Here is a 16,953-nt window from a genome sequence, read left to right as displayed (position 1 = left end):
AGTTATTTTACCAAAAAATAAAAGACAATCAATTTAATGATTGTCTTGTTTCACTCTTGCCCCGTTACTTTAAGAACATTTCTTCACCATCTGATTTTTTTCATTTATAAAGTTATCTTTTTTTGATCAAAACTGCTTAATTCTGTAAAAAAAACCGACTACATGTCAGTTTTTTAAAGTATATTTATTTTGTTTTTGAAATAGTATTAACAAGTTGTTTCAATGCTTCGTTAATCGGTGTAGCTGAGCGACCAAGGACTTTTTTGAAATCATTACTTTCAAAATCCAGAGTATCTTCCCGTATGCCTTTTTGAATTTCAACAAGTATAGGTATAATAAAATCTGGTATATCAGCATTTTTCATACTATCAGCATAGGCAGTGTCATCAACCTGTTGTACAGTTATTTCTTTCCCTATTACACTGCTAAGAATAGCAACAAATTCTTCTTGAGTTAATGGTTTTCCGGAAAACTCGTAAACTGTATTTTCGTGCCCCTTTTCAGAAAGTACTGTTGCAGCAACTTCTGCATAATCTTGTTGCAGTGCCCAGCCTACCTTGCCGTTTCCTGCTGAAGTTACCCAAGGAGCACCTGCTAAGGCACCTTCAATCCCTGGAATTTCATTTTCTAAGTACCAGTTATTTCGTAGGAATGAGTAAGGTATTCCTGTTTTCAAAATTGCATGTTCTGTTGCCTTATGGGTTGGAGCCATAGTATTTTTACTTTCCTGTGCGTTCGTTAAGCTGGTATAGGCAATAAATTTAACTCCTGCACGTTCTGCAGCCGCCACTGCATTAGAATGTTGGCGAATTCTTGTTTCATTGTCGCCATCCGCAGAAATAATTAATAAGCGGTCAATCCCTGCAAAAGCATGATCTAATGTTTCTGGATGGTCATAATCTCCTTGTCTAACTTCCACGCCACTAGCACGAAGCCCTTCAGCTTTTTCTGGAATGCGAACACTCACTACTAAATCACTTGCAGGTACAGATTTCAATAATGATTCTACAACTTTCGAACCTAATTTTCCTGTTGCTCCTGTAACTAATATTTTCATTATATTTTCCTCCTATCCGATCACCTGTAACAGCATTAATTACATGTAACTATTTTAATTACATGTAATTGTTTTGTCAACATGTTACTTGTTTATTTCTTATTTTGTTCATAATTTGGTATAATAAACTTGTAATTGAAATAGTTACATGATGAAATAATTAATAACAGTTTGTTAAAAGGTGGTGGCTGAACATGTCTATCAGCAGCCGATTTGCTGTTGGAATTCATATATTGACTCTAATTGAATTAAACAAAGAAGGGGTATCATCTTCTGAATTCTTATCTTCAAGTGTTAACACGAATCCAGCCGTAATAAGAAAGCTAATGGGAATGCTAAAAAAGTCCGGTTTAATAGAGGTACGTCCAGGTATCGCAGGGGCTAAACTTACCAAGGAGTTATCTGATATTACACTGTTCGACGTTTATATGGCAGTAAATGTTGTACAGGAGAAAGAATTGTTTAGTATCCATGATAGTCCTAATCCTGATTGTCCCGTAGGCAGGAACATCCAGAATACAATTGAACCATTATTCATATCAGCACAAATAGCAATGGAGAAGGTATTAAGAAATGTTACTTTAGAAGATGTTGTGAAGGATATTGCTACTAAAGAAAATATTTGTTAAAAAAGGTATTCTAATGGAATATCTTTTTCTAACTTAAAGTAACCGTTAGCAATAGGTAAGCGTTTGAGGTTATCTCCGGCTTTTCCCCTGCTCCACACGGAACGTGCCAGTTTCCAAGCATTCCGCGCTCCATCTAACGATGTCTTCCTAAATTATAAGTTTCAAGTTACTCTTGTTGATTTGGGTTATTTGATTTGCTCTAACTCACATTCTTCCCGATATTTATTAATTTTCTTAAGCATCGGTTCTGTGAGGCCCAAACTTTTCTTGAGTATATCTATCTTAATTGTATCTTTTATATGGATAAGTTTATGCACGTCTTTGTGTAGAATTCGTAAGTTATGAAACTTGTCAGTCAGTTCCACCAAATTGTATTGGGATATAGTGATGACAGTGCACATCTTGTGCTTGAAGAAATAATCCTGTGATTTCACAGTTTCCTTTTTTCATACTGTATCGACTAATCCTATTATCCATATATTCGACACTGCGTGTCGGTATCCTCGATTCCATCAATAAAACTATTTCTTGTTGAATATTCTTTCTCCTTTATTATTGTTTTTTAATTTCCTTTTTATCAGTCAATTTTAGTATTCTGATATATGAAATTATAGAATTAGTAATGGCCAGAACTATAATTGCAATAAATATATACATATCTTTTGATTCTCCTGAAAGATCCAACTCATCGATAAGAACAGCCATTGTTAAAACACTGAATCCAGAACAAACCACACAGATTATCGAAATAACAATTGTAGCTAGCCAATTAATAAATCTTTCTTTCAAAAATACAATATTGAGAGTCAATCCAATTAAAACAACCAAAACGAATAAAATTTCATACCTAATATAAGTAAAAACAACTTCATATTCCATCATTACAAGCTACCTCCTTCTATTTACCTTTATCTGATCTCCCCCATTCTTAATCTACAAGTAACGGTCATTAATTACCTCCCTTATAATTAAAATTCTAAATCTTTAACAATTTGAGATTTTTAAATTTTCAATACGTCATATATTTATTCATTTCGACACCCCCCATATTAGGAATAACTAACTGTACACATCATAAACCATTTGTAATTATTATTCATTAGTTTTTTCATTTTTCGTAAAATAGAAAAATTTAGCAAGTAAAGTTACTATTTTTTAATTTAAACTGGAAACAAACATCACTTTTTCCCTGCATTAGTAAAAATATAAAATGGGGTGTGAACTTTATATATTTATATAGATTGAATTAATCTAGTAAAATTGTAAGAAAGCGTACTGCTATCTTACAAAATCTTAGTAGATCCCGGCGGTGTCTCTTTTGGATTTACTTTGCACTTATTTCAGGCGTTATTTTGCATTTGTGACACATGCAAAATAACGTCTAAATTGACGATTATGATTTTACCTGTCTATTATACTTGTATCAATAGAGTACACCCTATTGATAAGTTTTTAATTCCTTGATATTATTAGCTTGATAGCCTCTCAATAACACCTATCAAATATACATATTTAAATGAGGAGAAAAAATGATCTATGGATATGCTCGAGTAAGTACAAAAGACCAAAACCTTGGAACCCAAATTGAACAACTCACAAAATTTGGAGTAGACGAAATTGTAGAGGAGAAAATCAGTGGTGTTTCTAAACAGAAGCAACAATTGGATGAACTTCTTTCCAAGATCTCTACTGGTGATACCTTAGTTGTGACTCGAATGGATCGTCTTGGTCGAAACACTGTTCAGTTGTTGCAGCTAGTTGAACAGCTTCGTGAACAGAACATACATTTTGTTATCCTAAACTTAGGTATTGATACAAGGACACCTACAGGTAAATTCTTTTTAACTGTAATGGCAGCATTTAGTGAGTTAGATAGAGAAATGATCAAAGAAAAACAGCGCTCAGGAATTAAGTTAGCCAAACAAAAAGGAAAATATCGAGGAAGGGTAAAGAAATATACAGATAAACATCCAGGAATGAATCATGCCATTGAATTACGAAAAACAACAGATAAAACTGTTAAAGAGATTTGTACAATTACAGGAGTCAGTCAGGCAGCGTTTTATCGCAAACTAAAAGAAAATGAGATGATACTGTATGAAAATGGCAAGAGGTAGAGAATTGCTTACACCGGAACAGCGACAGGCCCTGATGCAAATTCCTGAAGATGATTGGTTGCTAGGAACCTACTATACTTTTTCCAAACGGGATTTAGAAATTATAAATAAACGAAGGAGAGAAGAAAACCGTTTAGGGTTCGCCGTTCAATTAGCTGTTCTTCGGTATCCCGGTTGGCCATACACCCATATCAAAAGTATCCCGGATTCAATCATACAGTATATATCGAAACAAATCGGTGCCAGTCCGTCTTCGCTTAGTCTATATCCTCAAAGAGAAAATACACTTTGGGATCATTTGAAGGAAATTCGAAGTGAATACGACTTTGTAACTTTTACTCTAAAAGAATATCGAATGGCATTTAAGTATCTTCATCAATCAGCTTTGGAAAATGGTGACGCTATTCATTTGTTACATGAATGTATAGATTTTCTAAGAAAAAACAAAATCATCCTACCTGCTATCACTACACTTGAAAGAATGGTGTGGGAAGCAAGGGCAATGGCTGAAAAGAAGTTATTCAACACGGTTAATCAATCTCTAACAATTGAGCAAAAAGAAAAACTTGAAGAGATTATTTCCTCGCAGCATCCATCCGAATCCAATAAAACGATATTGGGTTGGTTAAAAGAGCCACCGGGTCATCCTTCACCCGAAACTTTTCTAAAGGTAATAGAACGACTCGAATACATACGAGGAATGAAATTAGAAACAGTGCAAATTAGTCATTTGCATCGCAATCGACTGTTACAGTTGTCTCGCTTAGGTTCTAGATATGAGCCTTATGCATTCCGTGACTTTCAAGAAAATAAACGATATTCGATATTAACCGTCTATTTATTACATCTTACTCAGGAGTTAACGGATAAAGCTTTTGAAATTCATGACAGACAAATACTCAGTCTGTTATCAAAAGGTCGTAAAGCTCAAGAGGAAATTCAGAAACAAAACGGTAAAAAGCTGAATGAGAAAGTTATACACTTTACGAACATCGGACAAGCTTTGATCAAAGCAAAACAGGAAAAATTAGACGTTTTTGAGGTTTTAGAATCCGTTATTGAATGGAATTCTTTTGTTTCTTCGGTGGAAGAGGCTCAGGAACTTGCACGCCCTGCTGATTATGATTATTTAGACTTACTGCAAAAACGATTTTATTCTCTTAGAAAATATACGCCAACGTTATTAAAGGTACTGGAATTTCATTCTACAAAGGCAAATGAGCCACTTTTACAGGCTGTTGAGATTATCCGAGGAATGAACGAATCCGGAAAGCGAAAAGTGCCTGATGACTCACCTGTGGATTTTATTTCAAAGCGATGGAAAAAGCATTTATACGAGGATGATGGTACAACAATTAATCGTCATTACTATGAAATGGCTGTTTTAACAGAACTTCGGGAGCATGTTCGGGCAGGAGATGTTTCCATAGTTGGCAGCAGACAATATAGGGATTTTGAGGAATATTTGTTTTCGAAAGATACATGGAATCAATCGAAGGGGAATACGAGATTATCAGTTAGTTTATCATTCGAAGACTATATAACGGAGAGAACTAGCAGCCTTAATGAAAGGTTAAAGTGGTTAGCTGCTAATTCCAATAAGCTAGATGGGGTTTCTCTTAAAAAAGGAAAACTGTCACTTGCACGCTTAGAAAAAGATGTTCCAGAAGAAGCAAAAAAATTTAGCGCAAGCCTTTATCAGATGCTACCAAGAATAAAATTAACTGATTTACTCATGGATGTGGCTCATATAACAGGATTTCATGAGCAATTCACTCATGCCTCCAATAATCGAAAACCAGATAAGGAAGAAACAATCATTATCATGGCTGCCCTTTTAGGAATGGGAATGAATATTGGCTTGAGCAAGATGGCCGAAGCCACACCCGGACTTACATATAAGCAACTAGCTAATGTATCCCAATGGCGCATGTATGAAGATGCAATGAATAAAGCCCAAGCCATATTAGTAAATTTCCATCATAAATTACAGTTGTCCTCCTATTGGGGCGACGGTACAACATCCTCGTCAGATGGTATGAGAATGCAGCTAGGTGTTTCATCACTGCATGCAGATGCAAACCCACATTACGGGACTGGAAAAGGAGCCACCATCTACCGTTTTACTAGTGACCAATTCTCTTCTTACTACACAAAGATTATTCATACAAATTCAAGGGATGCGATTCATGTTTTGGATGGATTGTTGCACCATGAGACGGATCTAAATATAGAAGAACATTATACAGACACGGCCGGTTACACAGACCAAATATTCGGATTGACTCATTTATTAGGATTTAAATTTGCTCCTAGAATAAGAGATTTATCAGACTCAAAATTATTTGCAATAGATAAAGCATGTGAATATCCAAAATTAGAAGCCATTTTACGTGGACAAATAAATACAAAGGTCATTAAAGAAAATTATGAGGATGTTTTGCGATTAGCTCATTCCATAAGAGAGGGAACAGTTTCAGCGTCCCTTATTATGGGAAAACTAGGTTCCTATTCAAGACAAAACAGCTTGGCTACGGCCTTACGTGAGATGGGTCGAATAGAAAAAACGATCTTTATTTTGAATTATATATCGGATGAATCATTAAGAAGAAAAATACAAAGAGGATTGAATAAAGGTGAAGCCATGAATGGATTGGCAAGAGCCATTTTCTTTGGAAAACAAGGTGAGCTTAGGGAACGAACCATACAGCATCAATTGCAAAGGGCCAGTGCCTTAAACATAATCATTAATGCCATCAGTATATGGAATACCTTACATCTAACAAAAGCAGTTGAATATCAAAAACAGGCTGGTGGTTTTAATGAAGAATTATTGCACCATATGTCGCCTCTAGGTTGGGAACATATTAATTTGCTAGGAGAATACCATTTTAATTCCGAGAAAATGGTCTCGTTAGATTCTTTAAGACCATTGAAATTTTCTTAACGTTGTTAAAAATGGGGGAATCGTCTCGAAAATGTGCTTAGCGTTGTAAATCCGCATTTTCCTGACGGGACCCCATATAGATTTGTAATCATTCAATTTCTTTCCTCTTTCTAATGTTATTAACTTATCTGGCACCCTACTACCGCTATCTTCACAGTTTACTTTCATTGTTAGCATAATTTTTTAGTCAAGTTTTATGTAAAAACCTTAGCCTTCTTTTATTTGTAGAAACTTCACTTTTTTCTCGACAATTGAAAAAAATCATTTTAATCTTAAGTCCATCTTTGCTACCCTTTTAATAACATATTTGAAGATAGAGGATAAGACATAAGTTGAAATACTAATTCATTTGTCTCACCCTCTGTTTACTTCAATATTAAATAATAGAGAATCTTATAATAGGAATTTAATGGAAATCAGTGTCATAATCCGTTATATTAAGATAAGGCTAACAATAAATATACTATATGCAATAGAATTTGTTTAACTTGAAAAATACAACTAAGTTGATGAGTTTATCAAACTTGAGTCGAACTTTATTTATTTATTTATTAGTGAAGACAGGATGAATATTAAACTCGGTTTCTTCAGTAATTAGTTGATATGAGTACAATAAGTCACCCATTTTTTCTATATGTCTTTGTAAATAGGTAGGAAGCATGGGATCCAAATCAACGGATACTGAATGTCGTTCTTCTTGAATACAAACCCTTGTTGTTACCCCAGAACCAGCAAAGAAGTCTAGAACAACATCATTTGGGTTACTCAAGGATTTTATCAGTCTTTCAATAAGTTCAACTGGTTTTTGTGTTGGATGCCCGACTCTTTCTTTTGAATTACCATTTAATCGGTTTATTTCCCAAACGTTTGTAGGGTTTTTCCCCTTTTCAACGGTTGCAGGATTAAGTCTTTTATCCGTAAGATATGTTTTTTTAGTTTTATCATCGTATGGGATTCTTACAGCATCTAGATTAAAGGTATATTTTTTTGATTTAACATACCATGCAATTTCTTCATGCCTGTTCGCAAAGAAACGGTGTGCACCCATACCATTTTTATAATTCCAAATGATAAGGTTAACTAGTTTTAAATTTGAGTGATGTCTAATGTAATGCATAAGTTCTAGAAGATCACCGGATTTCTCATTTTCAAATTGAATACCACCAAAAATAACAAAGCTTCCATTTTCAGTTAAAATTCGTTCGGCTTCAAATAACCATTTTGAAGCCCATTCAATGTAGTTATCAAAGGTATCCCAATTCGCCATATCGATGTTATACGGGGGATCAATTAAAACTAGTTGTACACTATTATCAGGAATTTCTTTCAAAAGATTTACACAATCATCAATCGCAATTAAATGTTTTGTTTTATCTGGTTTACCTATATCCCTGTCACTAATATGCTTTTTTCCAGTTTTATTCATAAGGTTTAACATTCTATGCCCTGAATTATAGTGAGAACGGTTAGCCATACTAAAGCTCCTTTATTATCTGAATTTTTTTGAGGGGGAATAATTTTGCAATTACAAGAATTTATACAACTATATGCTAACAAGATGAATGATATCGAAAAAGATTTTGTTGAACAAGTTTTTTACCCTTATGGTGGCGAAAATGCGTTAGATTATTTAAGGGTACAAACGCCGTTTGAAGATTCACAGGCAAAAAAAAGAAGATTAGATTTCACAATAGAAACCGAAAAGTATAAATACGTTATTGAAATCGATGGTTATACATATCATGCTGACGGTGCTGCTAGAGTGTCGCCAGATTATTTCGATGATCTATTAATTAAACAAAATGATTTAATACTAAATGGTTGGAAACTACTTAGGTTATCATATAACCAAATAAGAAATGAACCCATTTTATGTATCGATACTATCAGAAGGGCATTTAAAAGTGACCCTATGATTAACCCTATTTTTGCTGGTAAAGATCAATTAGAACCAACATTTCCACAACAAGTTGCATTAAGCAGTGTTGAGTTCAATCGTAAAAAAGGTAAGAAAAAGGGTATTGTAGTACTTCCAACTGGAATAGGTAAAACTTACTTTTCCGCATTTGATGCAATGCATTTCAATGGGAGAACCCTTTTTATTGTACATAGGGATACAATATTAAAACAGGCATATGAATCATTTGAGGATGTATGGAAAGGGGTTAGTAAAGGTTACTTTAATGCGGAAACAAAAGATACCACATCAGATTTGATTTTCGCTTCAAAAGATACTTTATATCGTGACGGCAATTTAGAGATGTTTGCTCCTGATGCTTTTGACTATATTATTATAGACGAAGCCCATCACTCAAGTGCACAAACATACAAAAAAATCATAGAATATTTTGAGCCCAAATTCATGCTTGGCATGACAGCGACACCGGAACGACAAGACCGAGCAAATATATTAGAGCTCTTCGATTATAACTTATTTCATGAAATGAATCAAAGAGATGCAATTGAGTCTGGATACCTAACAGGCTTTAAATACTATGGCTTGAAAGATGATATTGATTATACAAAAATAAAACATAATGGTAGGAGATATGACTTAGCAGACCTGGGTAGAAAATTAAACATAGAAAAAAGGAATCAAGCTGTGTTTGATAAATTTAAAGAACTTTGCCCAGATGCGAAATCATTAGGCTTTTGTGTCACCATAAAACATGCCGAAGATATGGCAAAGTACTTTAAGGAGCAGGGAATTAGTGCACAAGCAATACATAGTGATACACAAATATTAAGTCCTGCACAACGAGAAGCATATATTCAAGATTTCAGGGATAATCAAATACAAATCCTATTCACAGTTGATGTATTTAATGAAGGAGCCGATTTCCCTGATGTAGAAGCATTATTATTTTTGAGACCAACAGAATCTAAAACTATATTTACCCAACAATTAGGGAGAGGATTAAGATTAAGCCCCTACAAAGAACACGTTATAGTCCTTGATTTCATTGGAAACTTTAAAAAAGCGGATAGGATAAAAGATTATCTTAAAAGTGGCGGATATAGTAATCAACAGACTAAAGGTGGAACAGGTAATAAAAATCGTTTTGGAGAGAAAGGTTTCCTAGATTATCCTTTAGGTTGTGAAGTTCATTTTGATGAGTCCGTTGAGGAAATGCTTGAAAGCTTGGCAGAAAAGGACAAAGAGATCACCAAAGATGACTTGGTAGACAATTATTATGATGTAAAAGAAAAAATTGAAAGAAAACCATCACAAAAAGATATTAATAATAGCAATATTAGTAAATATAGATTATCCCTATACACTAGATACTTTGGATCGTGGACTAAGTTCTTAGAGTTTATTGGCGAAGCCACAAAAGCAAGTTACCATTACCCACAAGGCACCCATTTAGGGCATATATTCTATGCAATAAAATCCATTGGCGACAAGGAGTTAGATATAAGACTTGAACTTGATACTGTTTACCCTGTGGAAGGTATTGGTTTAACAACGTATGGAAGAAAGTCTAGGTATCTACTATGGGCTTGTATGGAACTTGACCTTATTTTAGATGATAGAGAACCGGGTGCTAATAATGAGCGGTATCAAACACTAACTCCTAAAGGTAAAGTACTGTACGATATACTTAATAAGTATGTAACTGATACTGACTTCTATGACTTTAAAGAAACAAAAGCAGAGGTTTCTTGGAGTATGAATCATAATGAGAAGTATTTTAATAACCTTATTAAATCCCTACCAGACAATGATAGACAAAGGTTAGCAAGGATATTCTTAGAAATGGATGCTGTTAACCATTTGCTTAGATTCTTATTTCATATAAAACAAAATGAGCAAGTTCTAAATAGAAAAGCCGATATATACAATGAATACTTTGATACTCCTTTTATTAGACAATATTTTGAAGTCAATGGTATAAAGCAGAAATCCGAAGAAGGAGCGGAAAGAAGGTTGCCATTTTTACTAAATGTCCTGGAAGCATTAAAATTAGTAGAATTTGTTAATCAATCTACTATTAAAATAATTAAGTTGCCTATGATTAATAGTTTATTTAGTAACTCTTTAGAAAATCAAGAGAAAAATAAAATTGCTGCAGAAAAATATTATGTTGAAGGTACAATGCCTTCTCCAGATATTGTTGCTGAATTAAAGACCTTATTTGGGAAGGATTTTCTAACTCCTAATTATTTTATTATTGAATTAGATGATTTGGTAAGAACTTGGTAAAACCTCTTAAAAAGGTTGTCTTTGTTTAAATATTTTCCAAATAAAAAAACCCAAGGTATTGAATATCAATATACTTGGGTTTCTTCATTATTATAGTACTACGTATTTTTGAAAGTTTATTATTATCATTATTTCTTTAAGGTGAATTTATCTTCTCCGTCTATATCACATACAGCTTTTAACCAATCCAAGATTTCCTTATCAGATGGAATTGAATCCAATTCTTGTTCATGAACTAGATTAATTATATGGGACTGAATTTCCCTAAAACTTCTTTTTTCTATTAAATACTCAAGTGGGAAACTTTGGAATATGCTACTATCATTTATATTTAATTTTAGTTGTACTAATTCATCAGGTGTTGGTTTTCTATAAGTTATAAATGCACTTTGGGGATTTGTGTCATTTAAATGATTTGTATGGAAAGTAGTGGATCTATCATTTCCTACAATATTAACATACTGGAAACCTATTCTATTTATCATCAAGTCCCTAAGTTCATTCCAAATATCATTAAATTTGCTTTGGAATACAACAGTGAAATATGCTCCTGGTTTTAGGACCCTGTAAACTTCACTAAAAGCTTTCTCAATTTGTTTTCCCCATTTTTTTACATATTCTATTTTTTTCTCAAAATCCATAGGTATTATAACTTCATTTTCAATATCTTCTTTTTCCTTTAACCATGCACTATAAAATAAATTTAATTCTGCATATGGTACAACACCACCATATGGTGGATCTATAAAGGCATAATCAATAGAATTATCTTCTAAAGGTAGTTGATTTGCGCTGTTTTTAATTATTTCTAGATTTTCTCGTACTTTTTCACTTTCTATTTGTTCCTGAAGAAACATTTTTGCTTTTAAAATTGTTTTGTATTTTCTTTCAAAAACAGTAAGGACATTTTGTTCTTTACCGACTGGCGGGACATGATAAACATTTTTAATTCCTGAGGTTGTAAACAATCTTTTACTCGACCTAAATAAGGATTCAGTAAATACAAACATAAAAAACTCTTGGATTTCATTTTCCATATTCTCTTCAATATAGTTATAAATAATTTTCAGGGCAATAAGGTTACTTTTTGGAAAAAGGTCACTTACTGCTGAATCAATTGGAAATCCAGGCCAACCACCAATTCTTGGATAACAGCGGTTATAGATGATTTTCTCATCTGGCGACCAAAGATGACCATATTTTTGGTCATATTGTTCAATAATTCTTTCCCAATCTTCTATATCTGAGACTGTAACAGGTCTTTTGTCAGTTTTTTTACCTTTAACTATGTCTGTTATTCTTAAATTGACTTCTACAGGTTTTCTTCTTTCAGTTAGTCTTTCCTTGTGTTCATCTTTACTTATATTGATTACAAAACCACATTTATTACATCTATACTCTGATCGTTTACCTGTTGAAGTGTTATGAAGTTCTATTTCATTTTCACAATTTGGACAAGAATAAATATTACTTGTTATTATTGATTCTGCGTACCCGTTTAATCCATTGACTGTTTTAGTTTTATATAAGCCGTTAATAACTTCACTTAAGTCTCTCTTTAGTTTTTTAAAGGCTTTTTCTACTTGTTCAATATTTACAGGGACAAAAGTGTTTTTGGTAATGTGTATTGCGTTCGGACTGTTATCAACTAAGATTGCTTTACGGTTTTCCAAAAGAGCAGCAATACCTGTAGTCCCACTACCGCAAAATGAATCAAGTACAACTCCACCTTCTTTGGTGTATCCCTGAATATACTTTTGTATGTTTGGATAGTATATTTTACTAGGATACCCATATGCTTTAAAAATTGGATTCCTCAACCGTTCCTTATCATTTAAACTAACATTATCAGCATTAAATGTATTTGATATTTTACTTTCATTTTCAGTATTCTTTGTTAAAATTTCTGTCATTTTTCATTCATCCTCCTTATATAAGATAACATTTATTATTGAATTAATAAACATCCTTCTCTTTTCAGGGCACTTGCTCTTCTATTGCAAACTGAGTTTTTGTTCTATTCTATTTTGACACGATTCATACTATTTGCATTTTATCCTTGGTATATTATCGATAATTTTAACCGCCACTTCTCTTGATTGTTCAACATTCTGTTTATCTCTCCATTCTGTCGGTTTGCGATTTTTTAACCATATATGCGGTTAAATTAGCGGGAACATGTTTTATTGTTTTTTCATCAATTCTTTTCCTTTTTATCGTACGTATCTTCAGTTTTAACTTCCTCAATTTCATACCCTACTGCTCGTTTGAGTAGGGTATTTCCGTTTGATAATCAGCAAGCTTTTTCCACCGATATTATTTTTTAGGTGCAATTCCAATATTTTCGCAATTTGTTCATCAGTTTAGATTTTATATCTCAAAAGCTGTAAAACTACCTTCATCATTAAAATCTTGTATTTGTACTACTTTTTCAGAAAAAGCTTTGACGGTATCACATCGATATCCAATTATAAGCGATAACACATTGAATTCTGTTCTTTGTTTTTGCTTCTCAAAATCATTTATGAAATTTTTCGTTATACTAGCTTCTCCATCTGTCACAAATACAATATCTGCTCTCTTAAAACTACTTTCACTCACAATTTCCACGGCTTTTTCTAAAGGGGCTTGAAAATTAGTTCCTCCACCAATAAATCTTTCACAAAGAGCTACCATCGCTTTTGCATCAATCTTTCCTTTTTCATAAACATATTTATGTGCCCTTGAGGAAAATGGTATTAAGGCAAAGTCGCGTTTTTGCCTTTTGGCAATACTCATCAATGCTAATGCAAAACCTTTGGATTGAGTATCCAATTTATTCATACTGCCTGATTGATCTAAACAAAGAATAATCGGACCCTTCCCCAATGTTTCTTTCCCTTTGAAATCAAATTGACGTACTTTTTGTTTTGCAAAACGTCTTTTAAACTCAATCCTAGTTGTTTCGTTCTTGTATAAGCCCAATTCAGACGGCAATATCCTACCCAAATCATTACCGAAGGTTATGCCACTTCTTGTGGTTGCATGATTGAATTTGGATTTCTGCTTTTTACGAGCAATTTGCTTAAATCTTCCAGCCCATTCTGCAATCTCCTTCATATGGCTGCTTTCGGATATTTTATCTGCCAGTTCCAATTGATTACGAAGAGGTATTTTTTTGAGTTCAGCTTCAGCATTTCCTCCATTTGTACCTCCCATTAGTGATTTCACTGAATTCTTAGTGTCTTGAGTATCTTTCATAGCCTGTTGCAATGACTTTGAAAATCCAGTCTGATTATCTTTTAAAACCCGCTCTACCTGTTCATGTAGGTTCTCCATGGCTTTCTGTAAATCATCTTTTAAATTTTGATTCTCATTTCCGAGACCTTGTGTACGCTGTTGATGTTCCAATTGGTTCTGCATCCGCTCAATATCTTTTAGCTGCTGGTTCAGTTCTTCATTGGCTTCTCTTTGTTCCTGTAACCACTCATGTGTTTTCTTGCCGAACTTGACTGTTCCAATAGCTGAAGATAAATCATCCAAACGTGTATATTCCCGGTATTGTTCAAAATTCTCATCATTCATGATCCGTTGCATGAATGTATGATTCGTCCGTAATTCTTGGCTGACCTTCTTTTGGTCAATTAATTTCGGGTCCATCTTATATAATGAACCCCAGATATCTGCAAGAAGCCCTTCAAAGGTCGGGAATGGTTTTTCAAATTGATTTAAATCCTGTAGCCCCTTGGACATACTAAACAACTTTTGAAATCTGCGTCGGTCAAATTTATCCGTATTTATCACAGATTCATTTATATCTCTTTTAATTTCACTCATTTTCATCCCTCCATATAAAAGTAAAAGAAGTGCCAAAGGAAAGCCCTTCAACACTTCTTCTTTTTTTATTCTAACTATACCGGTTCTTCAATAGGTTCCAATACGGAATTGGTCAGTATCCCCAAATCCCTTTTTAACCGTTCACTTACTATTTCAATATCCCTGCTTCTAACTGGATATTTTGTTTTTGTTTCTTTCAGTTCCTTGGAGAGTGATTTTATCTTTTGAGTCGCTTCCAATACATAGCTAGTAGAATCGCTCTTATTTAATCCTTTCATAATATCATCGGCTTCTTCATTAACCGCTTCGAGCATACGAGAAACAACATCTTGTGCATGTCTTCGGATAATGTCAGAGACCTGCACCTTTTGCTCTACATCTTCCCAAAGCACGTGCTCTAGGAATAGAATGTCTTTTATTTCGACTATCTGCCGCTGCTCAATCAAGGCTTTTGCCTGTAATATGGAATAAGAACGCTGCAATCTCCGATCCGAAGGTACGATACCTTCATCCCGCAGTTCCTGCCAAATATCAGCCATCTTTTCATAGATTTCATCTGGAATATCTACCATCTCACAGAGAAATTGAAGGTTTTCCAATTCCTCCAAGGAAATTTTGGGCATTTGCTGTAAATGTCTTGTTCCTTTCATCATCGCAATTAGGTTATCCCGACTCTTGATCGTATCAACTTCAAACCGCAACATAAAACGGTCAAACAAGGCATTCAAGCCCGCATCTTCTTCAGGGTATTCGTTACTCGCTCCAACCAACGTCATAAGAGGCATGTCCACTTCCTCTGTACCATTTTCAAAAGTTCTTTCATTGATTGCTTTTAACAAGGAGTTGAGGATTTCAGAACTCCCCTTGAATATCTCGTCAAGAAACACAAGATGGGCTTCAGCCATTTTATTTTCCGTATTATGTTTGTATATACCATGTTCCATATCTTTTAACATAATACCGCCAAACACCTCATCCGGTGTGGTGTATTTCGTTAATAACCATTGAAAATATTTGGACTCATCTATCATTTGGGACAGTTCCATCGACAAAGCACTTTTTGCAGTACCTGGCGGGCCAATCAATAACAAATGCTGCCTTGACAACAATGCTACTAATATCCCCTCGATTTGGCTTTCACGTTCCATGTATTTGTTATTTAATGCCTCTTTTATTTGCTTCAGCTTTTTCATATTATCAGACATATATATAATCCTCCCTTACATTTCCGCCATCATTCTAGCAATCTCACTTCGAATCGCAAAAATAGCTTGTTCCATTTGTTGTGATTCTTCATTAAGGATTGACTTATAATTGCGGTAGTTTTTAATAATTCCATTTGCTTCTTCAATCAATACTTTTACTTTTCCTTTATTTAAATCATCACTGTTTTCACATCCATCTAACACGGTGTTTAGATGCTCCAGAAGCTTATTATTCACCATATTACGGTTACTTGTATTATCAATAACAGGAATTTTATAAGCCTCACTATTCTCCAATGACATAATAAAGTGAACAAGCTTTGACAGCTCGATATTCATTACAGCCGGAACAAAATAAATGCCTCCACTTTTTCGTACTGGAGTTGGAGCAAATGATTGTAATAACTTGCTCACCATTATACGTAATTGCTGGGCTGAATAATGGTTTTTATAAATAACAAACTTTCTCTCAGCCTCTTGGTAAAGCTCTCTGATAATGGGCTTATCTGCATCTAAGCTCATAGTGCTTTTCTCTTTGTCCAGCGTGATAATACCCGCCTTCGATTCGTAGGATAAACGTTTACCATTTTGATCAACTGTTTCGATAACTATATTTCGTTGTACCATACCCTTATCAGAGTACACCTCACGAATTAGAACATTTTCAAACACACTTGGATTTGAAGTTGCCTTTCGCTGTTCAATTTCTTTTGTAGCACGTCGGAACGCATCTGCCGAACGAATGGGTTTTGGCATCCAAACCTGATCCAGTCCAGCATCATTCAATTTCAGTTCCAACTCTTTTGTCTGAACCAATTGCTTTCCCACGCTGTACCATGTTAAATGACCAAGAAACGATTCTGTTTTCCCCTTATTAACTGCAGTGAGGTCTTGTATATTCATCATATAGCTCATTTCCCTTCTTTGAATTTCATGAAAAAAAGACAAGGTAAGCTACCCTGCCTCATTTCATGT

Annotated in this window: 11 protein-coding genes; 4 read left to right on the top strand and 7 right to left on the bottom strand. The window is 34.1% G+C overall.

What is annotated here, in order from left to right; genetic code table 11:
• Positions 1-184 precede the first annotated feature (184 nt).
• Entirely contained in the window at positions 185-1,057 is an 873-nt protein-coding gene (locus tag CIL03_RS08685) for an SDR family oxidoreductase (protein WP_094885440.1), read from the bottom strand.
• Between the two features lie 194 nt (positions 1,058-1,251).
• On the opposite strand from CIL03_RS08685, the gene CIL03_RS08680 reads away from it, so the two are divergent.
• Positions 1,252-1,686, top strand: a complete 435-nt coding sequence (locus CIL03_RS08680; RefSeq protein WP_094885439.1) for an Rrf2 family transcriptional regulator — start codon at positions 1,252-1,254, stop codon at positions 1,684-1,686.
• A gap of 552 nt (positions 1,687-2,238) precedes the next feature.
• Here the strand turns inward: CIL03_RS08680 and CIL03_RS08670 are convergent.
• Complete coding sequence (locus CIL03_RS08670) at positions 2,239-2,568, bottom strand: hypothetical protein (protein WP_094885437.1); 330 nt, start codon at positions 2,566-2,568, stop codon at positions 2,239-2,241.
• Positions 2,569-3,215: 647 nt separating this feature from the next.
• On the opposite strand from CIL03_RS08670, the gene CIL03_RS08665 reads away from it, so the two are divergent.
• Together CIL03_RS08665 and CIL03_RS08660 are read left to right on the top strand one after the other, a co-directional pair.
• Complete coding sequence (locus tag CIL03_RS08665; RefSeq protein WP_094885436.1) at positions 3,216-3,803, top strand: recombinase family protein; 588 nt, start codon at positions 3,216-3,218, stop codon at positions 3,801-3,803.
• Positions 3,784-6,750, top strand: coding sequence for a Tn3 family transposase (locus CIL03_RS08660; protein ID WP_094885434.1), 2,967 nt, complete (start codon positions 3,784-3,786; stop codon positions 6,748-6,750). Before CIL03_RS08665 ends, CIL03_RS08660 begins: the two co-directional genes overlap by 20 nt.
• A gap of 544 nt (positions 6,751-7,294) precedes the next feature.
• On the opposite strand, the gene CIL03_RS08655 is transcribed toward CIL03_RS08660, so the two are convergent.
• Positions 7,295-8,224, bottom strand: a complete 930-nt coding sequence (locus tag CIL03_RS08655) for a DNA-methyltransferase (RefSeq protein ID WP_094885433.1) — start codon at positions 8,222-8,224, stop codon at positions 7,295-7,297.
• Between the two features lie 45 nt (positions 8,225-8,269).
• On the opposite strand from CIL03_RS08655, the gene CIL03_RS08650 reads away from it, so the two are divergent.
• Entirely contained in the window at positions 8,270-10,957 is a 2,688-nt protein-coding gene (locus tag CIL03_RS08650; RefSeq protein ID WP_094885432.1) for a DEAD/DEAH box helicase family protein, read from the top strand.
• 128 nt (positions 10,958-11,085) lie between these two features.
• Here CIL03_RS08650 and CIL03_RS08645 read toward each other — a convergent pair whose 3' ends face one another.
• From CIL03_RS08645 to CIL03_RS08630, 4 genes are all read right to left on the bottom strand, one after another.
• Positions 11,086-12,870, bottom strand: coding sequence for a DNA methyltransferase (locus tag CIL03_RS08645; protein ID WP_094885431.1), 1,785 nt, complete (start codon positions 12,868-12,870; stop codon positions 11,086-11,088).
• 457 nt (positions 12,871-13,327) lie between these two features.
• Positions 13,328-14,773: a VWA domain-containing protein gene (locus CIL03_RS08640; RefSeq protein ID WP_165767922.1), complete on the bottom strand. Its 1,446-nt coding sequence runs from the start codon at positions 14,771-14,773 to the stop codon at positions 13,328-13,330.
• 74 nt (positions 14,774-14,847) lie between these two features.
• Positions 14,848-15,978, bottom strand: a complete 1,131-nt coding sequence (locus tag CIL03_RS08635) for an AAA family ATPase (protein WP_094885429.1) — start codon at positions 15,976-15,978, stop codon at positions 14,848-14,850.
• Positions 15,979-15,993: 15 nt separating this feature from the next.
• Positions 15,994-16,884, bottom strand: coding sequence for a DUF6744 family protein (locus CIL03_RS08630; protein ID WP_133087820.1), 891 nt, complete (start codon positions 16,882-16,884; stop codon positions 15,994-15,996).
• Positions 16,885-16,953 lie beyond the last annotated feature (69 nt).

The organism is Virgibacillus indicus (assembly GCF_002266285.1).
Lineage (GTDB): Bacteria > Bacillota > Bacilli > Bacillales > Amphibacillaceae > Virgibacillus_K > Virgibacillus_K indicus.
Note: the sequence above shows the minus strand (reverse complement) of the source record. Positions and strands in the feature narration are given on the sequence as shown.

Coding starts and splice junctions, on each gene's coding strand:
- CIL03_RS08665 (WP_094885436.1), top strand. CDS start 3,216: ATGATCTATGGATATGCTCGAGTAAGTACAAAAGACCAAAACCTTGGA.
- CIL03_RS08630 (WP_133087820.1), bottom strand. CDS start 16,884: ATGATGAATATACAAGACCTCACTGCAGTTAATAAGGGGAAAACAGAA.
- CIL03_RS08655 (WP_094885433.1), bottom strand. CDS start 8,224: ATGGCTAACCGTTCTCACTATAATTCAGGGCATAGAATGTTAAACCTT.
- CIL03_RS08660 (WP_094885434.1), top strand. CDS start 3,784: ATGAAAATGGCAAGAGGTAGAGAATTGCTTACACCGGAACAGCGACAG.
- CIL03_RS08645 (WP_094885431.1), bottom strand. CDS start 12,870: ATGACAGAAATTTTAACAAAGAATACTGAAAATGAAAGTAAAATATCA.
- CIL03_RS08635 (WP_094885429.1), bottom strand. CDS start 15,978: ATGTCTGATAATATGAAAAAGCTGAAGCAAATAAAAGAGGCATTAAAT.
- CIL03_RS08640 (WP_165767922.1), bottom strand. CDS start 14,773: ATGAGTGAAATTAAAAGAGATATAAATGAATCTGTGATAAATACGGAT.
- CIL03_RS08685 (WP_094885440.1), bottom strand. CDS start 1,057: ATGAAAATATTAGTTACAGGAGCAACAGGAAAATTAGGTTCGAAAGTT.
- CIL03_RS08670 (WP_094885437.1), bottom strand. CDS start 2,568: ATGATGGAATATGAAGTTGTTTTTACTTATATTAGGTATGAAATTTTA.
- CIL03_RS08680 (WP_094885439.1), top strand. CDS start 1,252: ATGTCTATCAGCAGCCGATTTGCTGTTGGAATTCATATATTGACTCTA.